This window comes from Streptomyces sp. NPDC090445, assembly GCF_044769385.1.
Lineage (GTDB): Bacteria > Actinomycetota > Actinomycetes > Streptomycetales > Streptomycetaceae > Streptomyces.
In genome coordinates this window covers 76,893-98,820 of sequence record NZ_JBIVXV010000009.1, presented here as the reverse complement: position 1 = coordinate 98,820, position 21,928 = coordinate 76,893, and the positions used below count along the sequence as shown (strand labels likewise).

At 73.2% G+C, this 21,928-nt stretch carries 16 protein-coding genes and 1 riboswitch; of the genes, 13 read left to right on the top strand and 3 right to left on the bottom strand.

Annotation, left to right across the window (positions count from 1 at the left end):
- Positions 1-42: 42 nt before the first annotated feature.
- Together ACIQUT_RS20175 and ACIQUT_RS20170 are read left to right on the top strand one after the other, a co-directional pair.
- Complete coding sequence (locus tag ACIQUT_RS20175) at positions 43-699, top strand: hypothetical protein (protein ID WP_403564283.1); 657 nt, start codon at positions 43-45, stop codon at positions 697-699.
- Positions 696-2,198 carry a protein kinase gene (locus tag ACIQUT_RS20170; RefSeq protein ID WP_403564282.1) on the top strand — a complete coding sequence of 501 codons (1,503 nt, stop codon included), beginning with the start codon at positions 696-698 and terminating at the stop codon, positions 2,196-2,198. The genes ACIQUT_RS20175 and ACIQUT_RS20170 overlap by 4 nt, the downstream gene beginning before the upstream one ends.
- Here ACIQUT_RS20170 and ACIQUT_RS20165 read toward each other — a convergent pair.
- Positions 2,174-4,660, bottom strand: coding sequence for a YfhO family protein (locus tag ACIQUT_RS20165; RefSeq protein WP_403564281.1), 2,487 nt, complete (start codon positions 4,658-4,660; stop codon positions 2,174-2,176). The two genes, ACIQUT_RS20170 and ACIQUT_RS20165, sit on opposite strands and share 25 nt — an antisense overlap.
- A gap of 215 nt (positions 4,661-4,875) precedes the next feature.
- Between ACIQUT_RS20165 and ACIQUT_RS20160 the strand changes: the two genes are divergently transcribed.
- Both ACIQUT_RS20160 and ACIQUT_RS20155 read left to right on the top strand, forming a co-directional pair.
- Complete coding sequence (locus ACIQUT_RS20160) at positions 4,876-5,502, top strand: SurA N-terminal domain-containing protein (RefSeq protein WP_403564280.1); 627 nt, start codon at positions 4,876-4,878, stop codon at positions 5,500-5,502.
- A 66-nt stretch (positions 5,503-5,568) separates the two neighbouring features.
- Positions 5,569-6,606: a nucleoside triphosphate pyrophosphohydrolase gene (locus tag ACIQUT_RS20155; protein WP_403564279.1), complete on the top strand. Its 1,038-nt coding sequence runs from the start codon at positions 5,569-5,571 to the stop codon at positions 6,604-6,606.
- Between the two features lie 129 nt (positions 6,607-6,735).
- Here the strand turns inward: ACIQUT_RS20155 and ACIQUT_RS20150 are convergent, their stop codons facing one another.
- Positions 6,736-7,947, bottom strand: coding sequence for a globin domain-containing protein (locus ACIQUT_RS20150; RefSeq protein ID WP_403564278.1), 1,212 nt, complete (start codon positions 7,945-7,947; stop codon positions 6,736-6,738).
- 122 nt (positions 7,948-8,069) lie between these two features.
- On the opposite strand from ACIQUT_RS20150, the gene ACIQUT_RS20145 reads away from it, so the two are divergent.
- The 9 genes from ACIQUT_RS20145 to ACIQUT_RS20105 all read left to right on the top strand — a co-directional run bounded on the left by ACIQUT_RS20145 (position 8,070) and on the right by ACIQUT_RS20105 (position 19,233).
- Positions 8,070-9,344, top strand: a complete 1,275-nt coding sequence (locus ACIQUT_RS20145; RefSeq protein ID WP_403564277.1) for a cytochrome P450 — start codon at positions 8,070-8,072, stop codon at positions 9,342-9,344.
- 102 nt (positions 9,345-9,446) lie between these two features.
- Positions 9,447-10,568 (top strand): transglycosylase family protein, encoded by a 1,122-nt coding sequence (locus tag ACIQUT_RS20140; RefSeq protein WP_403564276.1) that lies wholly within the window; start codon positions 9,447-9,449, stop codon positions 10,566-10,568.
- A 276-nt stretch (positions 10,569-10,844) separates the two neighbouring features.
- Positions 10,845-11,015: riboswitch (cyclic di-AMP (ydaO/yuaA leader) on the top strand.
- A 2-nt stretch (positions 11,016-11,017) separates the two neighbouring features.
- Positions 11,018-11,746, top strand: coding sequence for a transglycosylase family protein (locus tag ACIQUT_RS20135; RefSeq protein ID WP_403564275.1), 729 nt, complete (start codon positions 11,018-11,020; stop codon positions 11,744-11,746).
- 307 nt (positions 11,747-12,053) lie between these two features.
- A complete protein-coding gene (eno, locus tag ACIQUT_RS20130; protein WP_403564274.1) occupies positions 12,054-13,340 on the top strand; it encodes a phosphopyruvate hydratase in 1,287 nt (428 codons plus the stop codon).
- Positions 13,341-13,488: 148 nt separating this feature from the next.
- Positions 13,489-13,977 carry a septum formation initiator family protein gene (locus ACIQUT_RS20125; RefSeq protein WP_403564273.1) on the top strand — a complete coding sequence of 163 codons (489 nt, stop codon included), beginning with the start codon at positions 13,489-13,491 and terminating at the stop codon, positions 13,975-13,977.
- An 80-nt stretch (positions 13,978-14,057) separates the two neighbouring features.
- A complete protein-coding gene (locus ACIQUT_RS20120) occupies positions 14,058-14,636 on the top strand; it encodes a DUF501 domain-containing protein (RefSeq protein WP_403564272.1) in 579 nt (192 codons plus the stop codon).
- The gene (locus tag ACIQUT_RS20115) at positions 14,633-15,601 is read left to right on the top strand and encodes an exopolyphosphatase (RefSeq protein WP_403564271.1); all 969 of its coding nucleotides are present in this window, start codon (positions 14,633-14,635) and stop codon (positions 15,599-15,601) included. Before ACIQUT_RS20120 ends, ACIQUT_RS20115 begins: the two co-directional genes overlap by 4 nt.
- A gap of 472 nt (positions 15,602-16,073) precedes the next feature.
- Positions 16,074-17,462, top strand: a complete 1,389-nt coding sequence (locus ACIQUT_RS20110; RefSeq protein ID WP_403564270.1) for an NAD(P)/FAD-dependent oxidoreductase — start codon at positions 16,074-16,076, stop codon at positions 17,460-17,462.
- Between the two features lie 271 nt (positions 17,463-17,733).
- Positions 17,734-19,233, top strand: coding sequence for a class I SAM-dependent methyltransferase (locus tag ACIQUT_RS20105; RefSeq protein ID WP_403564269.1), 1,500 nt, complete (start codon positions 17,734-17,736; stop codon positions 19,231-19,233).
- A 122-nt stretch (positions 19,234-19,355) separates the two neighbouring features.
- Here ACIQUT_RS20105 and ACIQUT_RS20100 read toward each other — a convergent pair whose 3' ends face one another.
- A complete protein-coding gene (locus ACIQUT_RS20100; RefSeq protein ID WP_403564268.1) occupies positions 19,356-21,911 on the bottom strand; it encodes an ABC transporter permease in 2,556 nt (851 codons plus the stop codon).
- Positions 21,912-21,928 lie beyond the last annotated feature (17 nt).

Here is a 21,928-nt window from a genome sequence, read left to right as displayed (position 1 = left end):
CCTCAGAGCTGAACCAGTCGACACGGTCCGTCAGGAGCAGCGATGCACGGCCCCGGCCTCCCGCCGCAGCAAGGCCCCCAGCCCAGTTCCGGGGGTGTGGTGGCACTGCGCGTGCTGTTCGCCCTGCTTCCCGTCCTGAGCTGCAATTTCCTCGGGTGGGCCTCGATGCTGCGGCTGGCGATCCTCACCCGCCGGACCGTCGACTGGGTCCTGCTGGTCGTCAACTTCGTGCTGACCGTGGTCTGGGTGTTGATCTTCGACGCCGACAAGACGCCCAACACCGACGGCTGGCAGAGCGACGTCGGCGCGTTCGGCCTCATCATCACCAGTTTCGTCACCTGCATCTACTTCCTCGTGGGCGACATCCGCCACCACGAGCGCCTGGCCGCGGCCCGCACCGCCGCCTGGTACCCGGCGCAGACCGCCCCGTACGTGTCGCCGCAGCAGACCCAGCCGTCGCAGCCCGGGTACGGCTACCCCCAGGCGCAGACCCAGCCGATGCAGCCCCGCCTCCAGGCCCAGCCGATGCCGCAGCCGCAGCCGCCGCAGTCGCAGCCGCAGCCGCAGGCGCCGGGCCCCGTGACGCCGCCGCGCATCGGCCAGGTGCGGGCCGAACTCGACGAGCTGAGCGAGCTGCTGCGCAAGCAGACCCCGCCGCCGACGACGCCCCGCACCGAGGGTGAGGGCCCGGCCCGGTGACGGACGACAACCGGATCATCGGCGAGCGCTACCGGCTGGCCTCGCTGCTCGGCCAGGGCGGCATGGGCCAGGTGTGGACGGCGTACGACCAGCGCCTCGACCGGCGCGTCGCCGTCAAGCTGCTGCGCCCGGACAAGGTGGCCGGGCCCGGCTCGGTCGCCGACGAGCTGCGCCGCCGCTTCGTGCGCGAGTGCCGGGTCACCGCGCAGGTGGACCACCCGGGCCTGGTCACGGTGCACGACGCGGGCAGCGACGGCGACGAGCTGTTCCTCGTCATGGGGTACGTCGAGGGCGACAACCTGGCCGACCACCTCGCCGCCCGCGAGACCTACCCGTGGCAGTGGGCCGTGGCGGTGGTCGCGCAGCTGTGCGGGGTGCTGTCCGCCGTGCACGCGGTGCCGATCGTGCACCGCGACCTCAAGCCGCGGAACGTGATGGTCCGCCCCGACGGCACCGTCCTGGTCCTCGACCTCGGTGTCGCCTCGGTGATGGACACCGACACCACCCGCCTCACCAGCACCGGCACGCCGATCGGCAGCCCGGCGTACATGGCGCCCGAGCAGGCGATGGGCGGCGCCGTGGGCCCGTACACCGACCTGTACGCCCTGGGCGTCCTGCTGTACGAACTCCTCAGCGGCAACGTCCCGTTCGCCGGGTCCACCGCGCTCGGCGTGCTGCACCGCCACCTGTACGAGCCGCCGGTCCCGGTGCGCCGGGCCCGCCCGGAGATCCCGCACCAGCTGGAGGCGGTCCTGCTGCACCTGCTGGCCAAGGACCCGCAGGACCGGCCCGCGTCCGCGCAGCAGGTGTACGAGGCCCTCGCGCCGCTGCTGCCCCAGCAGGGCACCCCGGCCGCGACCCTCGACCCCACCCGGCCCTTCCTGCGCCCGCACGCCCCCTGGCCGGACCGGGCCGCCGCGATCCCGCCGCAGCCGACCGCGCCGCCCGCCCGGCCGGACATCCCGGCCGCCGTCGACGAGGCCCGCAGCCTCCTCGACCAGGGCCGCCTCACCCAGGCCGTGGACATCCTCGGCGGGATCCTGCCGGCGGCCGCCGCGGAGCACGGCGAGCACTCGCCGGTGGTCCGCAGCCTGCGCAAGCAGTACGCGGCCACGCTCATGGACGACGGCCAGTACCGCCGGGCCCTGCCCGAACTGCGCCGCCTCGCCGAGGAGTTCCCGGCCGGCGACGCGCAGGCCCTGCGGTTCCGCTACGACGCGGCCCAGTGCCTGGAGCAGCTCGGGGAGCCGGCGGCGGCGCTGGCGGAGTACCGCTCGCTGCTGCCGATGTTCGAGAACCACTACGCGAACCCGGACCCGGGGCTGCCGCTGGAGGTCCGCCGCCGGATAGCGCACCTGCTGCTGTCGCTGGGCGACCGGGCGTCCGCCCACGACACCCTGGCCCGGCTGCTGTTCGACGCGGAGCGGCTGCACGGCCCGGGACACCCCTTCTCCACCGAGGTCCGCCGCACCCTTCAGTGGCTGGGCCGGGTCCGCTGACGCAGCCGCCGCCGCACCGCCAGGCCGGCCACCAGAAGGAGGGCGGCCGCGGCGGCCGCGGCGCCGGGTAGGAGTCCCGGCGGCCGGAACGTGCAGCCCACCTCCGTGGTGCCGGCGGCCACGGGCACGGCGACCAGGCCCAGGTGCGCCTGCGCCGGGCGGCCGTTGCAGGTCCAGCCCGCGATGGCGGGCGCGGCCAGCACCGCCGTGCCCTCGGAGCCCGGGGGCAGGGTGGCGCGGACGCCCGCCGCACCGACCCGCACCGACGCGGCGGCCCGCGCCCGCAGCCCGGCCACCGCCGCGTCGAGCCGGCCGCGGTCCAGGCAGGACAGCGCCCAGCGGGGCGGCGCCGGGGCCTCGAAGACCAGCGCGGAGGACGCGCCGTGCGAGGGGCCGAGGGGCTGCAGGGCCGCCCGGTTGCGCGGCGGGCTGCCGTTCAGGCGGAAGGCCGGCCCGTCGGCGAGGCGGGCGTTCGCGTGGTACTCGGGGGCCCACAGGAAGGCCTCGGTGCCCGCGCGGCACACCCCCGGCGCGACCGGGTCCTCGTACACCCGGGCGCCCAGCAGGAGTTCCTGGTTGGCGAAGGGCGACTCCCCGAAGGCGGGGGCGGGGGCGGGCGGGCGGAGCGTGACCAGCGGGAGCGTGTCGGTGCGGGCGACCGTGCCGTCCGGCCGGAGCCGGGCGCCGACCGCGAGGAGTGCGTCGGTCACCGGGTTGTCGATGCTCTGCACGTTGCGCCCGCGCGAGGTCCAGCCGGCGCCGAGGGCCGCCATGGTGCGGGTGAACACGTCGGGGGTGTGGCTGCTGTAGTAGGCGCCGCCCTCCCCGCCCAGCAGCAGCGGGTCGTTGCCCGACAGCGCGGGCCGGCTCGGGTCGGTGCGGTACGCGGGCCAGCCCTCGGCCCCCGCCAGGGCGGCGGCCCGCGCGGTGTGGGTGCGGCCCCAGGAGGGGTAGTCGTCCAGGCCGCCCAGCTTGCCGCGGTGCCCGAACGCCGTGGTCGCCGCGGCCTGCCCGGCCAGGACGGCGGCCAGCACGGCCACCGCCGGCCCCGCGAGCCGGCGGCGCGCGGGCGAGGGCGCCCGGCCGGGGGAGGACGCCCGGCCGGGCGGGTTCGCGGCGGCGAGTGCAGGGCGCAGGAGGCACCAGGCCGCCGCGGCCAGGGCCAGCCCGCCGCAGAACAGGGCGAGCCCCCGGCCCGTGGCGAGCGGGCTGCCGCTCGCGGCGAGGGCCGCCGCCCCCAGCACCCCCGCCCCCGCAGTGAGCGCCCGCGGCCCCGGCAGGCCGCCCGCGAGGGCTGCCCAGGCCGCGATGACGGCGATCCCGGCGAGCACGAAGGTCTGCCGGTACGGGCTGCCGTTCGGGGTGGCGAACACGTGCCAGGCCAGGTGGGCCGGCGTCCACTGGAAGGACAGCAGCACCGCCGCGGCCAGCCCCGTCCACCACAGCCGCGAGCGCAGCGGCACCCTCCGGTGGAACGGCAGGGCGGCCACCAGCAGCAGCGTGCCCGTGCCGACGAACAGGGCGGGGGAGGAGAAGGAGTAGGTGCCGGGCAGGAGGCGGGCGAACAGGTCCGCCCACGGCACCGGCCGGAACTGCCGGCTCCAGCCGGGGTAGGCCTGCCGCGAGCTCAGGAACAGCGGCACCAGCACCGGCGCGGACACGGCGATGCCCAGCAGGGTGCCGGCCGCCGCCCGGGCCACCGCCGACAGCCGCTCCCGCACACCCTGACGCGTGAGCACCACCCGGACCAGGAGCACCAGCGCGGCGCCCAGCGTGGCCATGTAGGCGGTGTAGAAGTTCGCCGTCCAGCACACCGCCGCGACGAGCACCGCCGCCGTGAACCGGCGCCCGCGCAGCGCCCATTCGCCGGTCAGGCACAGCAGCGGGAACGCGATCAGCCCGTCCAGCCACATCGGGTTGTACGCGGCCTCGATCACCGACCAGCCGCACAGCGCGTACGAGGCCCCCAGCAGCCCCGCCGCCCACCACGGGCCGCGGGCCTGCGTGCGCAGCAGCCAGGCCATGGCCGCCGCCGCGGCCGCCGTCTTCGAGACGGTGACCACGTACACCGCGAGGTCGATGTCCTGCCGCGGGAACAGGGCGACGAGCGGCGCGAACGGGCTGGCCAGGTAGGTGCCGAAGTCGGGCAGGAAGCTCGTGCCGTACCCGGACTGCCAGTTGAGCAGCAGCCCGCCGCGGGCCCGCCCGTGCAGCAGGTCCCACAGGTGGGCGTGGAAGGGCACGAACTGGTTGCCGAGGTCGTTGACGCTGCGGTGGCGGTGCCCGTACGGGAAGACGCGCGCGGCCGCGTCCCCCGCGCAGACGGCCGCCGTCGTCAGCAGGGCGGCGAGCGCCGCGCCCGCCAGGCTCGGTCGGCGCGGGGAGCGGCGCGCGGGTCCCGGCCGGGACCGGGCCGGCGGCCGGAGCGGCGGGCGGTGCGGCAAGCGGAGCGGTGTCGACATGGTGGGCCGACCCTGCCATTCCCGGGGGACCCGGGGATGGCCGCAGGATGGCCTGGACGCCAACCCTGGACACCGGCCCCGGAGACCGCATGCGTACCGCGACACCCCGGGAATCGTTGGTCGAACCAGTGGCTCGGGCCACCCGGACTGCATACCATCGATCACCGCACGGCCTTTGTGCACTGACGCACAATCTCCCGGCCCTGGAGGCTCCTTTGCACCGTCGCACTGCGCTCTCCGTCTCCGCCGCCCTGCTCGCGGCGGCCCCCCTGCTGTCCGCCTGCTCGGGCGAGGCACGCCCCGGAACGGCAGCCGTCGTCGGCGGCGAACGGATCACCACCTCCGCGCTCCAGGCCCAGGTGAACGATGTCCGCGCCGCACAGAACGAGGCCGGCGAGGCCGCGGCCGGGCTGATCCAGTCCACGCCGGGCCTGGACCGGTCCAAGCTCAACAGGATGCTCCAGACGGCCGTCCTGGAGCGCGCCGCGAAGGACGCGGGCATCACCCTCAGCCGTCGGGAGATCGAGGATTTCCGGAACGAGCAGCTCCAGAAGGCGGGCGGCGCCGAGCGGCTGGAGGCCTCCGCCCTCGAACAGGCCCAGCTGGCGCCCGGCCAGGTGGAGGCGGACCTGCGCTTCAAACTGCTGCGCGACAGGCTCTTCGCCCACTACGGCAGCCCGGAGAAGGCCGTGGAGCAGCTCGGCGCGGTCGCGCAGGCCCTGCGCATCGAGGTGAACCCGCGCTACGGGGCCTGGGACGCGCAGCAGATCGCCATCGGGGACCAGACCACCCCCTGGATCACCCAGCGGACCCGGCCCGGGCCGGCCCCCGCCGGAGCCTGAGCCCCGAGGGCCTCGGGGCCCCCGGGCCCCCGGCCGGGGGCCCGGGGAGGGAGGTAGGTTCGGAGGGTGAACTCCCACGCCGCCGAACCCGCCCCCGAAGCCGCCGCCGGACCCGCCCCCGAAGCCGCTCCCGAGCCGGGCGACGAGACCGCCGCCGGCCGGATCGTCCTGCTCACCGCCAGCCACCGGGTCGCCCCCGGCCTGCTGTCCTGGCCGGCCTGGCAGGCCCTGCACGCCGCGGACCGGGTGCTGTGCACCGACCCGGAGCACCCGCAGCTGCCGTACCTGCGCGAGGCGGGCGTCGACGTCGCCATCGACAGCCCGGACGCGCAGGGCCTGGTCGAGGCCTGCGCCGGCGGGCGCACGCTCGTGCTGATCCCGGCCGGCGAGGGCGACCGGCGGCTCACCGACGGCCTGGCCCGGATGGCCGGCTCCGGCCGGTTCGCGATGCCCGACCTGGAGCTGCTGCCCGGCTCGTACGACCTGCCCGGCGCGCGGCTGCTCGACCTGGTGCAGGTGATGGACCGGGTCCGCCGCGAGTGCCCGTGGACCTCGCGCCAGACCCACGAGGGGCTGGTCAAGTACGCGATGGAGGAGGCGTACGAGCTGGTCGAGGCCATCGAGGAAGGGGACCGGGAGGAGCTGCGCGAGGAGCTCGGCGACGTCCTGCTCCAGGTGGTCTTCCACGCGCGGATCGCCGAGGAGCACCCGGACGAGCCGTTCTCCGTGGACGACGTGGCCGGCAGCCTCGTCGAGAAGCTGATCCACCGGCACCCGCACGTCTTCGGGGACGCCGAGGCGCGGACCGCGGAGGACGTGGCCGTGCACTGGCAGCGCACCAAGGCGGTGGAGAAGCAGCGGGAGTCGGTCACCGACGGGATCCCGCTGGGCCAGCCGGGCCTGGCCCTCGCGGCCAAGCTGGCCGGCCGGGTCCGGGCGGGCGGCGTGGCCGTGGAGCTGCCGGACGGCGAGGGCATCGGGTACGAGCTGCTGCGGATGGCGGCGCGCGCCGAGGCGGCGGGCATCGACCCCGAGACCGCGCTGCGCGCGGCGGCCCGCGCCTACCGGGACGCGATCCGCGCCGCGGAGGGCGTCGGCGCGTAGCAGCCGGGGGTCGTCCGGCACCGCGTCGCCGGCACCGCGTCGTCCGCGCACCGCGTCGTCCGTGCCTCGCGTCGTCCGTGCCTCGCGTCGTCCGCGCCCCGGGCCGGCAGCGGGGCCGGCCGTGGCGGGTCAGCCGTGGCGGGGTGTGCGTTGTGACGGGTCCAGCCAGTGCGGGGCCGGGCGGTGCAGGAACCACTCGCCGAAGCCCAGCGGCCGTCCGCCGGGGCCGTGGCCGGTGCCCGCGGCGGGCAGGGTGTCGTGGAAGATCCGGCCGGGGTCGGCACCGAGCCCCCGCAGCAGGTCCGCGGTCTCGTCGACGAACCCCGGCGGGCCGCTGAGGTAGACGTCGTGGTCGGGCCAGAGCCCGCGGTTGCCGAGCGCGGTCGCCAGCCGGGCGGTGGCCTCGTCGCGGTGCCGTCCGGGGGCGGGCGTGATGTAGGTGACGGCGAGCCAGCGGAAGGCGGCGGCGTACGCGTCGATCAGCGGGCGGTCGTAGAGGTGCGCGGTGTCCCGGGCGACGACGAAGAGCCGTACGCCCTGGGCGGGCGGATGCCCGGCGAGCTCCTCCAGGAGGGCCCGGACGGGTGCCCAGCCGGTTCCGGCGGCGATCAGGCTGACCGGACGGTCGGCGCGGCGGAAGGTCAGCGCCCCGCCGGGCGCGCCGAGCCGCAGCATCTCGCCGGGCCGGGCCTCGCGGACCAGGGCGGTGCTGAGCCGGCCGCGTTCGATACGGCTGACGTGCAGGTCGAGGGTGCCGTCGGGGCGCGGGGCGTTGCCGATGGAGTAGGTGCGCCAGGTCCGCGGGACGCGTGCGCTGCTCACGCTCGTGTACTGGCCGGGCCGGTAGGGGAAGGGGGCCTCGGGGCGCAGGGTGAGGACGCCCACGTCCTCGCCGTAGGCGAGGTGGCGCACGATCTCCGCGTCCCACCAGGGCGGGCCCTCGCCGGTGGCGGCGCCTGCGGTCATCGCGTCGGCGACCACCTGGTACGCCTCGGACCAGGCCTTCTCCACGACCGGGGTCCAGGCTGCGCCGGAGGTCTCGGCGAGCGCGGCGAGCAGGCTGGCGCCGACGGCCGCGTAGTGCTCGGGGCGGGCGAGGAACTTGCGGTGGTCGCGGCCGAGGTCCTGGAGGTAGGGGAGCAGGCTGTCGTGTTCCAGGTGGGCGATGACGTGGGTGAGGGCGGCGAAGAGCCGGTCGCGCTGGCGCTGCATGTCGTGGGAGGCGGACGGGAAGAGCGCGCGGATCGCGGGGTTGTGCCAGAAGAGGTGGGAGTAGAAGTACTTCACGGCATGCTCGGCCCGCCTCTCCACCACCGCGAAGCTGCTTTTCAAGATCCTCACATCCACAGGACCGAAGTAGGAACGGCCGACGGGGCGGCGTCAAGCGATGGCGGATCTACGGACAGCCGCGGCGAACGCCCCCATATCGGATGCCGCTCCGGCGGCCGGGATACGGTCGACGGGTGCACGAGCCGACCCCCGCAGCCGCCGAAGACCCCGCTCCCGCCCAGGGCCCGACCCTGTTCGACTGGGAGTTCGCGACCGACCCCTACCCCGCGTACGCCTGGCTGCGCGAGCATGCGCCGGTGCACCGCACCAGGCTGCCCAGCGGGGTCGAGGCCTGGCTGGTGACCCGGTATGCCGACGCCCGCCAGGCCCTCGCCGACCAGCGGCTCAGCAAGAACCCGGCGCACCATGCGGAGCCGGCGCATGCCAAGGGCAAGACCGGGATCCCGGGGGAGCGCAAGGCGGAGCTGATGACGCATCTGCTGAACATCGACCCGCCGGACCACACCCGGCTGCGGCGCCTGGTGTCGAAGGCGTTCACCCCGCGCAGGGTGGCGGAGTTCACACCGAGGGTGCAGGAGCTGACCGACCAGCTCATCGACGCGTTCGCCGGTCGGGGTGAGGCGGATCTCATCCACGAGTTCGCGTTCCCGCTGCCGATCTACGCCATCTGCGAGATGCTCGGCGTACCGCGCGAGGACCAGGACGACTTCCGCGACTGGGCCGGGATGATGATCCGGCACGGCGGCGGCCCGCGGGGCGGAGTGGCCCGTTCCGTGAAGCAGATGCGGACCTATCTCGGGGAACTCATCCACCGGAAAAGGGATGATCTGGGCGATGACCTCATCTCCGACCTGATCCGGGCAAGTGACCACGGGGACCACCTGACGGAGGCCGAGGCCACCGCCATGGCCTTCATCCTGCTGTTCGCCGGTTTCGAGACCACCGTGAACCTCATCGGCAACGGCGTGCACTCCCTCTTCGTGAACCCCGGCCAGCGCGTCCGCCTGCAGGAGTCCCTCGCGGCCGGGGAGCGCGGCCTGCTGCAGACCGGCGTCGAGGAACTGCTCCGCTACGACGGCCCCGTGGAGCTCGCCACCTGGCGGTTCGCCACGCGGCCGCTGACCCTCGGGGGCCAGGACATCGCCGTCGGCGACCCGGTGCTGGTCGTGCTCGCCGCCGCCGACCGGGACCCGGCGCGGTTCGCCGATCCGGACACCCTGGACCTCTCCCGGGCCGACAACCAGCACCTGGGGTACGGGCACGGGATCCACTACTGCCTCGGCGCCCCGCTCGCGCGACTTGAGGGGCAGACGGCACTTGCGACTTTGCTGACGCGTCTGCCGGATCTGGAACTCGCCGTTCCGTCAACTGACCTTCGATGGCGGGGAGGTCTGATCATGCGTGGCCTGCGCACTCTTCCCGTTCGATTCACACCCCGAAACATCTGAACACTTCCTGAAGGAAAGTCAGGTTCTTGCTCAACTTGTGACAATCGTTCGAAGGAGGCTAGGTTCTGCCGTTACTCAGTCGTTATGCGAAAGGTGCTGCCCATGCTTTCCGGGAACGGCCGCCACAGACGCCCCCGCCAGGTCCCCGCGATTGTCGTCACCGCCGGAGTCACTGGCTCCGCACTGGCCATGCCGCTGCTGGCCGCCACCGGTGCGAACGCGGCGGAAGCCGCCACCTGGGACAAGGTCGCCGAGTGCGAGAGCGGGGGCACCTGGAGCGCCAACACCGGGAGCGGCGCCTACGGCGGGCTGCAGTTCACCCAGGAGGAGTGGAAGAACGCGGGCGGCGAGGAGTTCGCCGAGCGCGCCGACCTCGCGAGCCGGTCCCAGCAGATCGCCGTCGCCGAGCGCATGCTCGGCTCCCAGGGCCCCGAGGCCTGGCAGAACTGCGCCGCCCAGGCCGGGCTGGCCAAGGACGCCCCCGCCGCGGACGTGGACCCCGGCGCGAAGGGCCAGCACCGGGCCATCGGCCAGACCCCGAGCCGCCCCGACGACAAGGTGCCCTCGAACGGCAACGGCAACGGCAGCCGACCCACGGACTTCGGTGCCCCGACCCCCGCGCCGGACTACACGATCCCGCCCGCGCCGACGGGGCCGTCCAGCGGACTGCCCGTCATGCCCGCCCCGGACGGTACGACCGCGAACCCGACGGTCCCGCCCGTGTTCCCCGGCGACCCGACCGCGAACCCGGTGACGCCGACCCCGACCGCGCCGGGCACCCCCGGCACCCCGGGCGTCACCCCGGGCGTCACGCCGGGCGCCCCGGGCACCCCGGGCGTCACCCCGGGCACTCCGAACGCCTCCGCGCCCGGCACCCCGGGAGCCCCGAACCAGGGCGGCGTCCCGGCCGACCCGGCGAACCTCTCCGCCCCGTCGGCGCAGGGTGCACCGGGCGCACCGGGCGCACCCGGTGCACCGGGCGCCTCCACCGACCCGGGTGCCATCCCGGACGTCATGGGCGGCGGCAAGCACCGCGGCACGCCTGCCGTCGAGGTGTCGCCGGCCTCGTACACGGTCAAGGAGGGCGACAGCCTGGCGACCATCGCGAGCTCCACGGGCGTGAAGGGCGGCTGGGGGGCCCTGTACAAGGCCAACGAGCAGGTCATCGGCGGTGACGCCAACCTGATCAAGCCGGGGCAGAACCTGGATCTAAGCCAGAAATAAGGGCAGTTCGGACACCCGTAAAGCGTCGAATGTCCGGTTCGTTCAAATGAGACATGCATCTCTTCCGGTCAACTGGCGTGTCCCGCCTGGAGGCTTGCGCAAACCAGGCCCCCACCTGCGCAAACACCCCGAAAAGCAGCGCAAGTAGGGGCTCTCTCTCCCCGGTGTTCCTCGTTGAACATCGGGGAGAGACATGCCTACGGTCTGAACCGCTCGCCACCGCGGGCCCCTTCGACCGCACTGCCGAATCCTGCCGGCGGACGGAGGGAACACTCGTCGCGTCAAGCGCCGAAGGCAGGAGCGGGGGAACCAACGTAGGTGCCGGGAAGGGCCGTTGAAAGACGGCACGCACCGGCTTGGGGTGAAGCCGCGCGTCACACCGCGCGACCGGGCAACTCATCCGCCCGAACCCGACAGCTCACCTCGCAGGCGTCGGTGAGGAGAAATCCATGCTGCTTTCGGGCAAGGGCAAGCACCGCCGCGCCACCGCCATCGAGCGGACCACCCGCATCGTGACGCTCGCCGGCGTCGCCGGTGTCGCCGTCGCCGCGCCCCTGATGACCGCGGGCACCGCCTCCGCCGCCACGGGCTCGGAGTGGGACCGCGTCGCCGCGTGCGAGTCCGGCGGCAACTGGTCCATCAACACCGGCAACGGCTACTACGGCGGCCTGCAGTTCTCGGGCTCCACCTGGGCCGAGTACGGCGGCAAGGCGTACGCCGCGCAGGCCAACCAGGCCTCCAAGGCGCAGCAGATAGCCGTCGCGGAGAAGGTCCTCAAGGGCCAGGGCAAGGGCGCCTGGCCGCACTGCGGCAAGGGCCTGACCAACTCGGCCTACACCGGCGGCGGTTCGACCGCCACCAACAACAACACGACCACCAAGTCGACCCCGAAGTCCTCGACCCCGAAGACCGAGACCAAGAAGACCCAGCCGCAGAAGACCGAGACGAAGAAGGCGCCCTCGCGCACCGAGGCCCCCACGACCCGGTCCGAGCGCTCCGAGGCCCCGGCCCCGAAGACCGGCAACGGCTCCTACGAGGTCAAGTCCGGCGACACCCTCGGCACCATCGCCGAGGCCCGCAACATCAAGGGCGGCTGGGAGAAGCTCTTCGAGCTCAACAAGGACATCGTCTCCGACGCCGACCTGATCTTCCCCGGCCAGAAGCTGAAGCTCGGCTGAACATCCCGCGAAGCCCCGCGTGCGTAGGCCGCGCGGACTGACGCGAAGGTCACCGCACGTGTGAGCCCACCGCCCGGCGCGTATCCCCCCCACGCGCCGGGCGGTGGTGCGTGCGCCCCCGACGGCGGTCGGTGGCAGCCTGAATGAGGGTCCGTATGTCCCGGAAGCGGGGTATTCGGGCCCTTTTTCGTCCCAGGACCCGGGCGGTCGGCTGGCCGACAGCCCGGAGCCGGTTAGGCTCTAGGCGGCAAGGCCGGCCACGGCCTGACCCGCCACCGCACACCCAGCGTCACATCCCCAGAAGGAGATGCTCGTGCCGTCCATCGACGTCGTCGTAGCCCGGGAAATCCTGGACTCCCGAGGCAACCCCACGGTCGAGGTCGAGGTGGGCCTCGACGACGGCAGCACCGGCCGTGCTGCCGTTCCGTCCGGTGCCTCCACCGGTGCCTTCGAGGCCATTGAGCTTCGCGACGGCGACCCCAACCGCTACATGGGCAAGGGCGTGGAGAAGGCCGTCCTCGCGGTCATCGAGCAGATCGGCCCGGAGCTCGTCGGCTACGACGCCACCGAGCAGCGCCTGATCGACCAGGCCATGTTCGACCTGGACGCCACCGACAACAAGGGCTCGCTCGGCGCCAACGCCATCCTGGGCGTCTCCCTCGCCGTCGCGCACGCCGCGTCCGAGGCCTCCGACCTCCCGCTGTTCCGCTACCTCGGCGGCCCGAACGCGCACCTGCTGCCCGTTCCGATGATGAACATCCTGAACGGCGGCTCGCACGCCGACTCCAACGTGGACATCCAGGAGTTCATGATCGCGCCGATCGGCGCGGAGTCCTTCTCCGAGGCCCTGCGCTGGGGCGCCGAGGTCTACCACACCCTCAAGAAGGTCCTGCACACCAAGGGCCTGTCCACCGGCCTGGGCGACGAGGGCGGCTTCGCCCCGAACCTGGAGTCCAACCGCGCCGCGCTCGACCTCATCGTCGAGGCCATCAAGCAGGCCGGCTACACCCCGGGCAAGGACATCGCGCTCGCGCTCGACGTCGCCGCGTCCGAGTTCTACAAGGACGGCAAGTACGAGTTCGAGGGCCAGTCCCGCTCGGCCGCCGAGATGACCGAGTACTACGCGGAGCTCGTCGACGCGTACCCGCTGGTCTCCATCGAGGACCCGCTGTTCGAGGACGACTGGGCCGGCTGGAAGACCATCACCGACAAGCTGGGCTCCAAGGTCCAGATCGTCGGCGACGACCTCTTCGTCACCAACCCCGAGCGTCTGGCCCGCGGTATCGAGGAGGGCTCCGCCAACGCCCTGCTCGTGAAGGTGAACCAGATCGGTTCGCTGACCGAGACCCTCGACGCCGTCGAGATGGCCCAGCGCAACGGCTTCAAGTGCATGATGTCGCACCGCTCCGGCGAGACCGAGGACGTCACCATCGCCGACCTCGCCGTCGCCGTGAACTGCGGTCAGATCAAGACCGGCGCCCCGGCCCGCTCGGACCGCGTCGCCAAGTACAACCAGCTGCTGCGCATCGAGGAGATCCTCGACGACGCCGCGGTGTACGCGGGCCGCAGCGCGTTCCCCCGCTTCAAGGGCTGACGGCCCCTGAGCCTCCGTACGTCCCCGCACCCGGTCCCGTACCGTGTGCGGGGACGTAGTGCGTACTGCGCAGTGCGCAGCGCGTGTTGTGCAGTGGTCGAGAGCGCGTGCCGGCACGCGGACACCGGACACCAGGGGAGGCGGAACAATGGCCGGGAACCGGGATCGGTTCTCCACCTTCTCCACCGCGACCAGGCTCAAGCAGCTCGGTGAGCGGACCGCCGCCCATGTCTACCGCTCCCAGAGCCGCCGTCAGGTCCGCCGCAGCCGGCTGACCGGGCGGGCCGCCCTCCTGGTGCTGGTCCTCTGTACGCTGGTCGTCGCCCTGGCGTACCCGATGCGCCAGTACGTCTCGCAGCGCTCGGAGATCGCCGAGCAGCAGCGGGCGGCCGCGGCGGCCGGCAAGCGGCTCGAACGGCTGCGCGACGAGAAGGCCCGCTGGCAGGACGACGCGTATGCGGAGCAGCAGGCCCGCAAACACCTGCACTTCGTACGCCCGGGCGAGATCAGCTACATCATGAACGACCCCGGGGCCGAGGCGGCGGAGCACCGGCGCACCGGACAGGCCGGGGCCGACCGCCCCTGGTACTCGAACGTCTGGGACGGCGTCGACAAGGCCGACCGCCCCGGCGACTGACGACACCACCGGCAGCACCACCAGAGCACCAGCAGCACCACCCCACCCACACGACAAGAACGAAGAGACTTCCTCCAGGCATGCAGACGCCCCCGCCCCAGACCGACCGGACCGAGCCGACCGACGCGGACATCGAGGCGTTCGAGCAGCAGCTCGGACGCCCGCCGCGCGGGCTGCGCGCCATCGCCCACCGCTGCCCCTGCGGCCGGCCGGACGTGGTCGAGACGGCCCCCCGCCTCCCCGACGGCACGCCCTTCCCCACCCTCTACTACCTGACCTGCCCGCGCGCCGCCTCCGCGATCGGCACGCTGGAGGCCAACGGCGTGATGAAGGAGATGCAGGCCCGGCTCGCCGAGGACCCCGAGCTCGCCGCCGCCTACCAGGCCGCGCACGAGGACTACATCCGGCGCCGCGACGCCATCGAGGTGCTCCAGGGCTTCCCGAGCGCCGGCGGGATGCCGGACCGGGTGAAGTGTCTGCACGTGCTCGTCGGCCACTCGCTGGCCGCCGGCCCCGGCGTGAACCCGTTCGGCGACGAGGCCCTCGCCATGCTGCCGGAGTGGTGGGCGAAGGGCCCGTGCGTCACCCCGTGCGGCGGCGGCGACCAGGCCGGGGACGCGTCTGCGGAGCCGACCGGGCAGAAGGAGTCGGAGGCGTGACCCGGGTCGCGGCCGTCGACTGCGGGACGAACTCCATCCGCCTGCTGGTGGCGGACCTCGACCCCGCCACCGGCGAGCTGGTCGAGCTGGACCGGCGGATGACGATCGTCCGCCTCGGCCAGGGCGTTGACAAAACGGGCCGGCTGGCCCCGGAGGCCCTGGAGCGCACCTTCGCGGCCTGCCGCGTGTACGCCGAGGTGATCAAGGAGCTCGGCGCCGAACGGCTGCGCTTCGTGGCGACCTCGGCCTCCCGCGACGCCGAGAACCGCGACGACTTCGTCCGCGGGGTCGTGGAGATCCTGGGCGTCGAGCCCGAGGTGATCTCGGGCGACGAGGAGGCGGAGTTCTCCTTCATCGGCGCCACGAAGGAGCTGACCGGCGCGGATCTCCCCCAGGCTCCGTCCGGGGGGACCCCCATGGACAAGCCGTTCCTGGTCGTGGACATCGGCGGCGGCTCGACCGAGTTCGTCGTCGGCGAGGACCACGTCCGGGCGGCCCGCTCCGTCGACGTGGGCTGCGTCCGGATGACCGAGCGGCACCTGGTGGTCGACGGCGCGGTCACCGACCCGCCGACCGCGGAGCAGATCGCCGCCATACGGGCCGACATCGAGGCGGCCCTGGACCTGGCCGAGCAGACGGTCCCGCTGCGCGAGGCCCGCACCCTGGTCGGCCTGGCCGGCTCGGTGACCACGGTCGCCGGGATCGCCCTCGGCCTGCCCGACTACATCTCCTCGGAGATCCACCACGCCCGCGTCCCGTACGCGACGGTCCGGGAGATCACCGAGCGGATGCTGACCACGACCCACGCCGAGCGGGCCGCCATCCCGGTCCTGCACCCGGGCCGGGTCGACGTGATCGGCGCCGGCGCGCTGGTCCTCCAGGCGGTCATGGAGCGGATCGGCGCCGCGGAGGTCGTCGTCTCGGAACACGACATCCTGGACGGCATCGCCTGGTCCATCGCCTGACCCCGCGAGAGCGCCCCCACCGCCGGGGGCGCTCTCCCGCGAGGCAGTCCGGCCGGGCCGGGCAGAGGAATGTAAGGGGTGCAAGGGGTCTGGGGGGTCTTTATGGGGGTCTTGGGCCCCTCTCCCCGAAGAAAGTTCGTGAAGTTCTTCACAAGGAAAAAGCCCCGCCCGGGTCAAGTGGAGGGCCGTTCGGGAGGTTTGCGGGTGCCCCGGGTCCTTTTTGCGCGCGCGTTCGCGTGAACCGGGGAACGCGCCACGCGTGGCCGGTGCGTATCCGCGAACCCGGTGGTCCACCCCGCTGACGTGCTCGGAGTGCAGTTCAGGGCGGGTGAACAACGAATCCCGTTACACCTTGGTTCCCGTTCCGCACCATGACCTGGGTCACGTGGGCGGCGCAGTGTAGCAGAGGCCCTGTCGGTTCTTGTGAAGGGGCTCACGAGCATCACCCCTTGGGGTGCTGGATACTCGTTCCATGAGCACCACGGAGCGTCCCAGGATCCTCGTTGTAGGAGGTGGGTACGTAGGCCTGTACGCGGCCAAGCGCATCATGAAGAAGATGCGCTACGGCGAGGCGACCGTCACGGTCGTCGACCCCCGGTCCTACATGACCTACCAGCCCTTCCTCCCCGAAGTGGCCGCCGGCAGCATCTCGCCGCGGCACGTCGTCGTCCCGCTGCGACGCGTGCTGCCCAAGGCTGAGGTCCTCACCGGGCGCGTCACCACCATCGACCAGGACCGCAAGGTCGCCGTCGTCACGCCGCTCGTCGGCGAGGCGTACGAGCTGCCCTTCGACTACCTGGTGATCGCGCTCGGCGCCATCTCCCGCACCTTCCCGATCCCCGGCCTCGCCGAGCAGGGCATCGGCATGAAGGGCGTCGAGGAGGGCATCGGCCTGCGCAACCACGTCCTCGAACAGCTCGACAAGGCCGAGTCCACGACGGACGAGAACGTCCGCCGCAAGGCCCTCACCTTCGTCTTCATCGGCGGCGGCTTCGCCGGCGCCGAGACGATCGGCGAGGTCGAGGACATGGCCCGCGACGCCGCCAAGTACTACTCCACGATCAAGCGCGAGGACATGCGCTTCGTCCTGGTGGACGCGGCCGACAAGATCCTCCCCGAGGTCGGGCCCAAGCTCGGCACCTGGGGCAAGGAGCACCTCGAGTCCCGCGGCATCGAGATCTACCTCGGCACCTCGATGGACTCCTGCGTCGACGGCCACGTCGTGCTGAAGAACGGCCTCGAGGTCGACTCCAACACGATCGTGTGGACCGCGGGCGTCAAGCCCAACCCGGCGCTGGCCCGCTTCGGCCTGCCGCTCGGCCCGCGCGGCCACGTCGACACCGCCCCGACCCTCCAGGTCCAGGGCACCGACTACATCTGGGCCGCGGGCGACAACGCCCAGGTCCCGGACGTCGCCGCCCGCAAGGCCGGTGTCGAGAACGCCTGGTGCCCGCCGAACGCCCAGCACGCGCTGCGCCAGGCCAAGGTCCTCGGCGACAACGTGGTGGCCGGCATGCGCGGCTTCCCGCAGAAGGACTACTCGCACTCCAACAAGGGTGCGGTGGCCGGTCTCGGCGTCCACAAGGGCGTTGCGATGATCGTCATGGGCAAGATGAAGATCAAGCTCAAGGGCCGTCTCGCCTGGTACATGCACCGTGGCTACCACGGCATGGCCATGCCGACCTGGAACCGCAAGATCCGCGTCTTCGCGGACTGGACCCTCGGCATGTTCCTCAAGCGCGAGGTCGTCTCCCTCGGTGCTCTGGAGACCCCGCGCGAGGAGTTCTACGAGGCCGCCAAGCCCGCTCCGGCCCCGGCCGCCGCGGCTGCCGCGCCCGCCGAGAAGGCCAAGGCCTCCTGACCGGGTCCTGACCTGACCGGCCGTACGTCCCGTACGTACTGCACGTCCCCGAAGGGGCCGCCCGCCATCCGTGGTGCGGGCGGCCCCTTCGGCGTTCCCGGCGACCGGCCGGCACCCCCGCGCATCCCCGCGCCGGACAGCCCCCGGGTCGCCGCCTGGCAGGCGTTCCGGTGTCGGCGTTACGGCCTCCGGGGGGCCTTGGCGGCCGGTACCGCATGCCGCCGACGGAAATGGGTAGGCCGTTTCGTCGGATGGTTTGGAGGTGCCGCCGATGATCGACGCCGCGCCGCGGCTGGCCGTTGTGGCCGAGACCCTGCTGGGTGCCCCGCTGCCCGTCCGGATCCGGGCCTGGGACGGGAGCGAGGCCGGACCGCCGGCCGGTCCGGTCCTGGTCCTGACCCGCCGCCGAGCCCTGCGCCGGATCCTGTGGCGGCCCGGCGAACTGGGACTGGCCCGCGCCTGGGTGGCCGGGGACATGACCGTTGACGGGGACCTGTACGAGCTGCTGGACCGGGTGTCCGGCCTGCTCTGGGAGCGCGGGTCCGCCACCCCGGCCGCCGCCCCCGCCGGACCCCCGGACGGGACCCCGGCCGGGACTCCGGCCGGAACCCCCGTCGGAGCCCCGGCCGCGGCGGTCCCGGTCGCGGGCGCGGTCCCCGGGATGCGGCCGCCGGCCCGCCGCACGGGCCTGGCCAAGCTCACCGCCCTGCGCCCGGCCCTGCCGAAGCTGCCCCCGGGCGCCGCGTCCCACGGGCCCGCCGGCACCGCGGCGATGCTCCGCGACCCCGCCGCCCGGGCCGCCGTACGCGACCTGGTGGCCCTGGCCCGGCCCTGGCCGGCGCCGGCGCCGCCGCCCGAGGAGGCCGTCCGCCGCGGCGGGGCGGCGCACAGCAAGGACCGCGACCGGCACGCGGTCAGCCACCACTACGACGTGGGCAACGCGTTCTACGAGCGGGTCCTCGGCCCGTCCATGGTGTACTCCTGCGCCTACTGGAGCGAGGGCTCCACCCTGGAGCAGGCCCAGCGGGACAAGCTCGACCTCGTCTGCCGCAAGCTGGGCCTGCGCCCCGGCGACCGGCTCCTCGACGTCGGCTGCGGCTGGGGCTCCATGGCCCTGCACGCGGCCCGCGCGTACGACGCCCGCGTCACCGGCATCACGCTCTCCCGCGAACAGGCCCTGTACGCCCGCAAGCGGATCGCGGAGGAGGGGCTGGCGGACCGGGTCGAGATCCGCGTGCAGGACTACCGGGACGTCAAGGACGGCCCGTACGACGCGATTTCGTCCATCGGCATGGCCGAGCACGTGGGCGCCGACCGCTACCGCGAGTACGCCCACGCCCTGCACGCCCTGCTCGCCCCCGGCGGCCGGCTGCTCAACCACCAGATCGCGCGCCGGCCCGAGCCGAACGAAGCCGCCTACCGCGTCGACGAGTTCATCGACGCGTACGTCTTCCCCGACGGGGAGCTCTCGCCGCTCGGCACGACCGTCGGCGAACTGGAGCGGGCCGGCTTCGAGGTCCGGGACGTGGAGGCCCTGCGCGAGCACTACGGGCTCACCCTGCGGGCCTGGGTGGACCGCCTGCAGGAGCACTGGGAGGACGTCGTACGGCTGACCTCGCCCGGCCGGGCCCGCGTGTGGCTGCTGTACATGGCGGCCTCGGCGCTGGGCTTCGAGCGGGGCCGCCTGGGCGTCAACCAGGTGCTGGCCGTACGCCCGGGGAAGGGCGGGGCGTCGGGGCTGCCGCTGCGGCTGCGCACCTGGAACGCGTAGGGCCCGGGCCCCCGTCCGGCCACCGGCCCCGGGTATGCGGACGGGCCCCGGGGCGGGTGCCCCGGGGCCCGTGCGGGTCCCTCGTGCGGTCGCGCCGGCGGCCCGTCGGCCGCCGCGGGCCACTACTCGGTCTTGATCGCCGTCAGCATGTTCAGCTTCGCCGCGCTGCGCGCCGGCCACATGGCGGCCAGGACGCCGACCACGGCGGCCAGCAGCAGGAAGACGCCGATCCGGTCGAACGGGATGACCAGCTCGTAGTTCGGGATCGTGGACTTGAAGGTGCGGCCCAGCGCCCAGGCGAGGAAGGTGCCGAGGCCGATGCCGAGCACCGCGCCGAAGAGGGAGATGACCACGGCCTCCAGACGGATCATGTTCTTGACCCGGCCCTGGTTGAGGCCCACCGCCCGCAGCATGCCGATCTCCTGGGTCCGCTCGAACACCGACATCGCCAGGGTGTTGACGACGCCGAGGACCGAGATGATCAGGGCCATGCCGAGCAGGCCGTACATCAGGTTCAGCATCATGTTGATCACGCCGCCCATCTCGTTGCGGATGTCCTGCTTGTCCGCGATCTTGATGGCGGGGTTGTCGCCGAGGGCGTCGATGACCTTCTGCTCGTTGGCCTGGGACGCGCCGCCCGCCATCTTCACGAAGACCTGGCGGATCTGCGCCTTCTCGCCCTCCACGACGGGGACCTGCTTGACGTCCAGGACGTACGGGGAGACGAGCTCGCTCTCCTCGTAGATCGCGGCGACCTTCAGGGTCTTCTTGGCCGGGGCGCCGTCGAAAGCGGCCTCGAAGGTGCTGCCGACCGTGAGTCCGGCCTTCTTGGCGGTCTTGTCGGCGACGGCGACCTGGCCCTGGGCCAGGCCGGCCACCGAGCCGCTGACCACCTTGAAGTTGATCAGCTTGTCGATGGCGGCCGGGTTGACGGCGGAGGCGGCGTGGAAGCGGCCGTCGGAGCTCCTGAAGAACGCGGCCTGCTGGCCGGAGACGGCCGCGACGCCCTGCGTCTTCTCCAGCGCGGTCAGGACCGAGGCGTCCAGGCTGTCGCCGCTGGCCATGGTGAGCATGTAGTCGGCGCGGATCTGGTCCGTGGTGGAGGTGTCGATCGCCTTGCCGACGGTGACGCCGAGCACGGTCAGGCCGGTGACCAGGGTCAGGCCGATGGTCAGCATGCCGGCGGTGACACCGGTGCGGCGCGGGTTGCGGACCGCGTTGCGGGCGGCCAGGTTGCCGGCGACGCCGAAGACCCGGTTCAGCAGCGGGCGGACGACGGCGATCAGCGGCCGCGACAGCATCGGGATCAGCACCGCGATACCGATGAGGGTGAAGAAGGCGCCGCCGCCGATGATCCAGCGGCCGGTCTCGCCTCCCTTCGAGGAGCCCCACAGGATCAGCGCGAAGCCGATACCGGTCAGGACGCCGCCGATGCTGTTCAGGACCACCAGGCCCTTGGCGCTCTGCGGCAGGTGGGCGCTGCCCATGGCCGCGACCGGCGGGATCTTGGAGGTGCGGCGGGCGGGCAGCCAGGCGGCGAGCACGGTGACCTTGACGCCGACGAGGATCGCGGTGATCACGGCGGTCGAGGAGATGACCAGCGGGCCGGCCGGGATCTTGGCGCCGAAGCTGTCCATGCCGGAGCGCAGGCCGACGGCCAGGAGCACGCCGAGGCCGAGGCCGAGGGCGGAGGCGAGGACGCCGACCAGCAGGGCCTCGCTCAGCACGGACCGGCGGACCTGGCTGCGGGTGGCGCCGACGGCGCGCAGCAGGGCCAGCTCCTTGGTGCGCTGGGCGACCAGCATGCTGAAGGTGTTGTAGATCAGGAAGATGCTGACGAAGAGGGCGATGAAGCCGAAGGCGAGCAGGCCCGTCTTCATGCCGCTCATGCCCTGCTCGATGTCCTTGGCGTTGCGCTCGGCCAGGGCGGTGCCCGTCTCGGCCTTGGCGTCCTTGCCGACGATCGGGGTGACCTCGGAGAGCAGCTTGCCGGCGTCGGCGCCGGGCTTGGCGGCGACGGCGAGCTCGGAGTAGTAGCCGGGGGCCAGGTAGAGCTCCTGGGCGACCTTGGCCTCGAAGAGCACGAGCGAGCCGCCGGCGTTGACCGCGCCGTCCTCGGTGGTGAAGATGCCGGAGAGGGTGTACTCCTTGACCGGGCCGTTGGTGGCGACGCGGACCTTGTCGCCGACGGAGTAGCGGCCGGCCTGCGCGGAGGCGCGGTCCAGCGCGACCTCGTCGGCCTTGGCCGGGCCGTGGCCCCCGGTGAAGGCGTAGCGGGGGTCCTTGCCGTCCTTCACGGGGGCGAAGTTGGAGCCCTGGTTGGCCCAGCCGGTGCCGATCAGCTTGCCGTTCGGGTCGGCGACGCCGGCGAAGCCGGAGACCCGGCCGGAGACGGAGTCGACGCCGCCCAGCTTGGCGATCTTGTCGAGGGTCTGCTGGCTGATGCCGGGCTCGCCCTCCTCCTTGGTCCCGTCCTCGGCGCGGCCGACGCCGTGGTGGGTGACGGAGACGGCGACCCCGTCGTAGCTCTTGCGGGACTGGTCGGACATCGCCTTGCTGACGGTGTCGGTGAACACGAACGTGCCGGAGACGAAGGCGACGCCGAGCATGACGGCGAGCACCGTCATCAGCAGGCGGGCCTTGTGCGCGAGCACGTTGCGCAGGGCGGTACGGAACATGGGGAATCCAGGAGTCG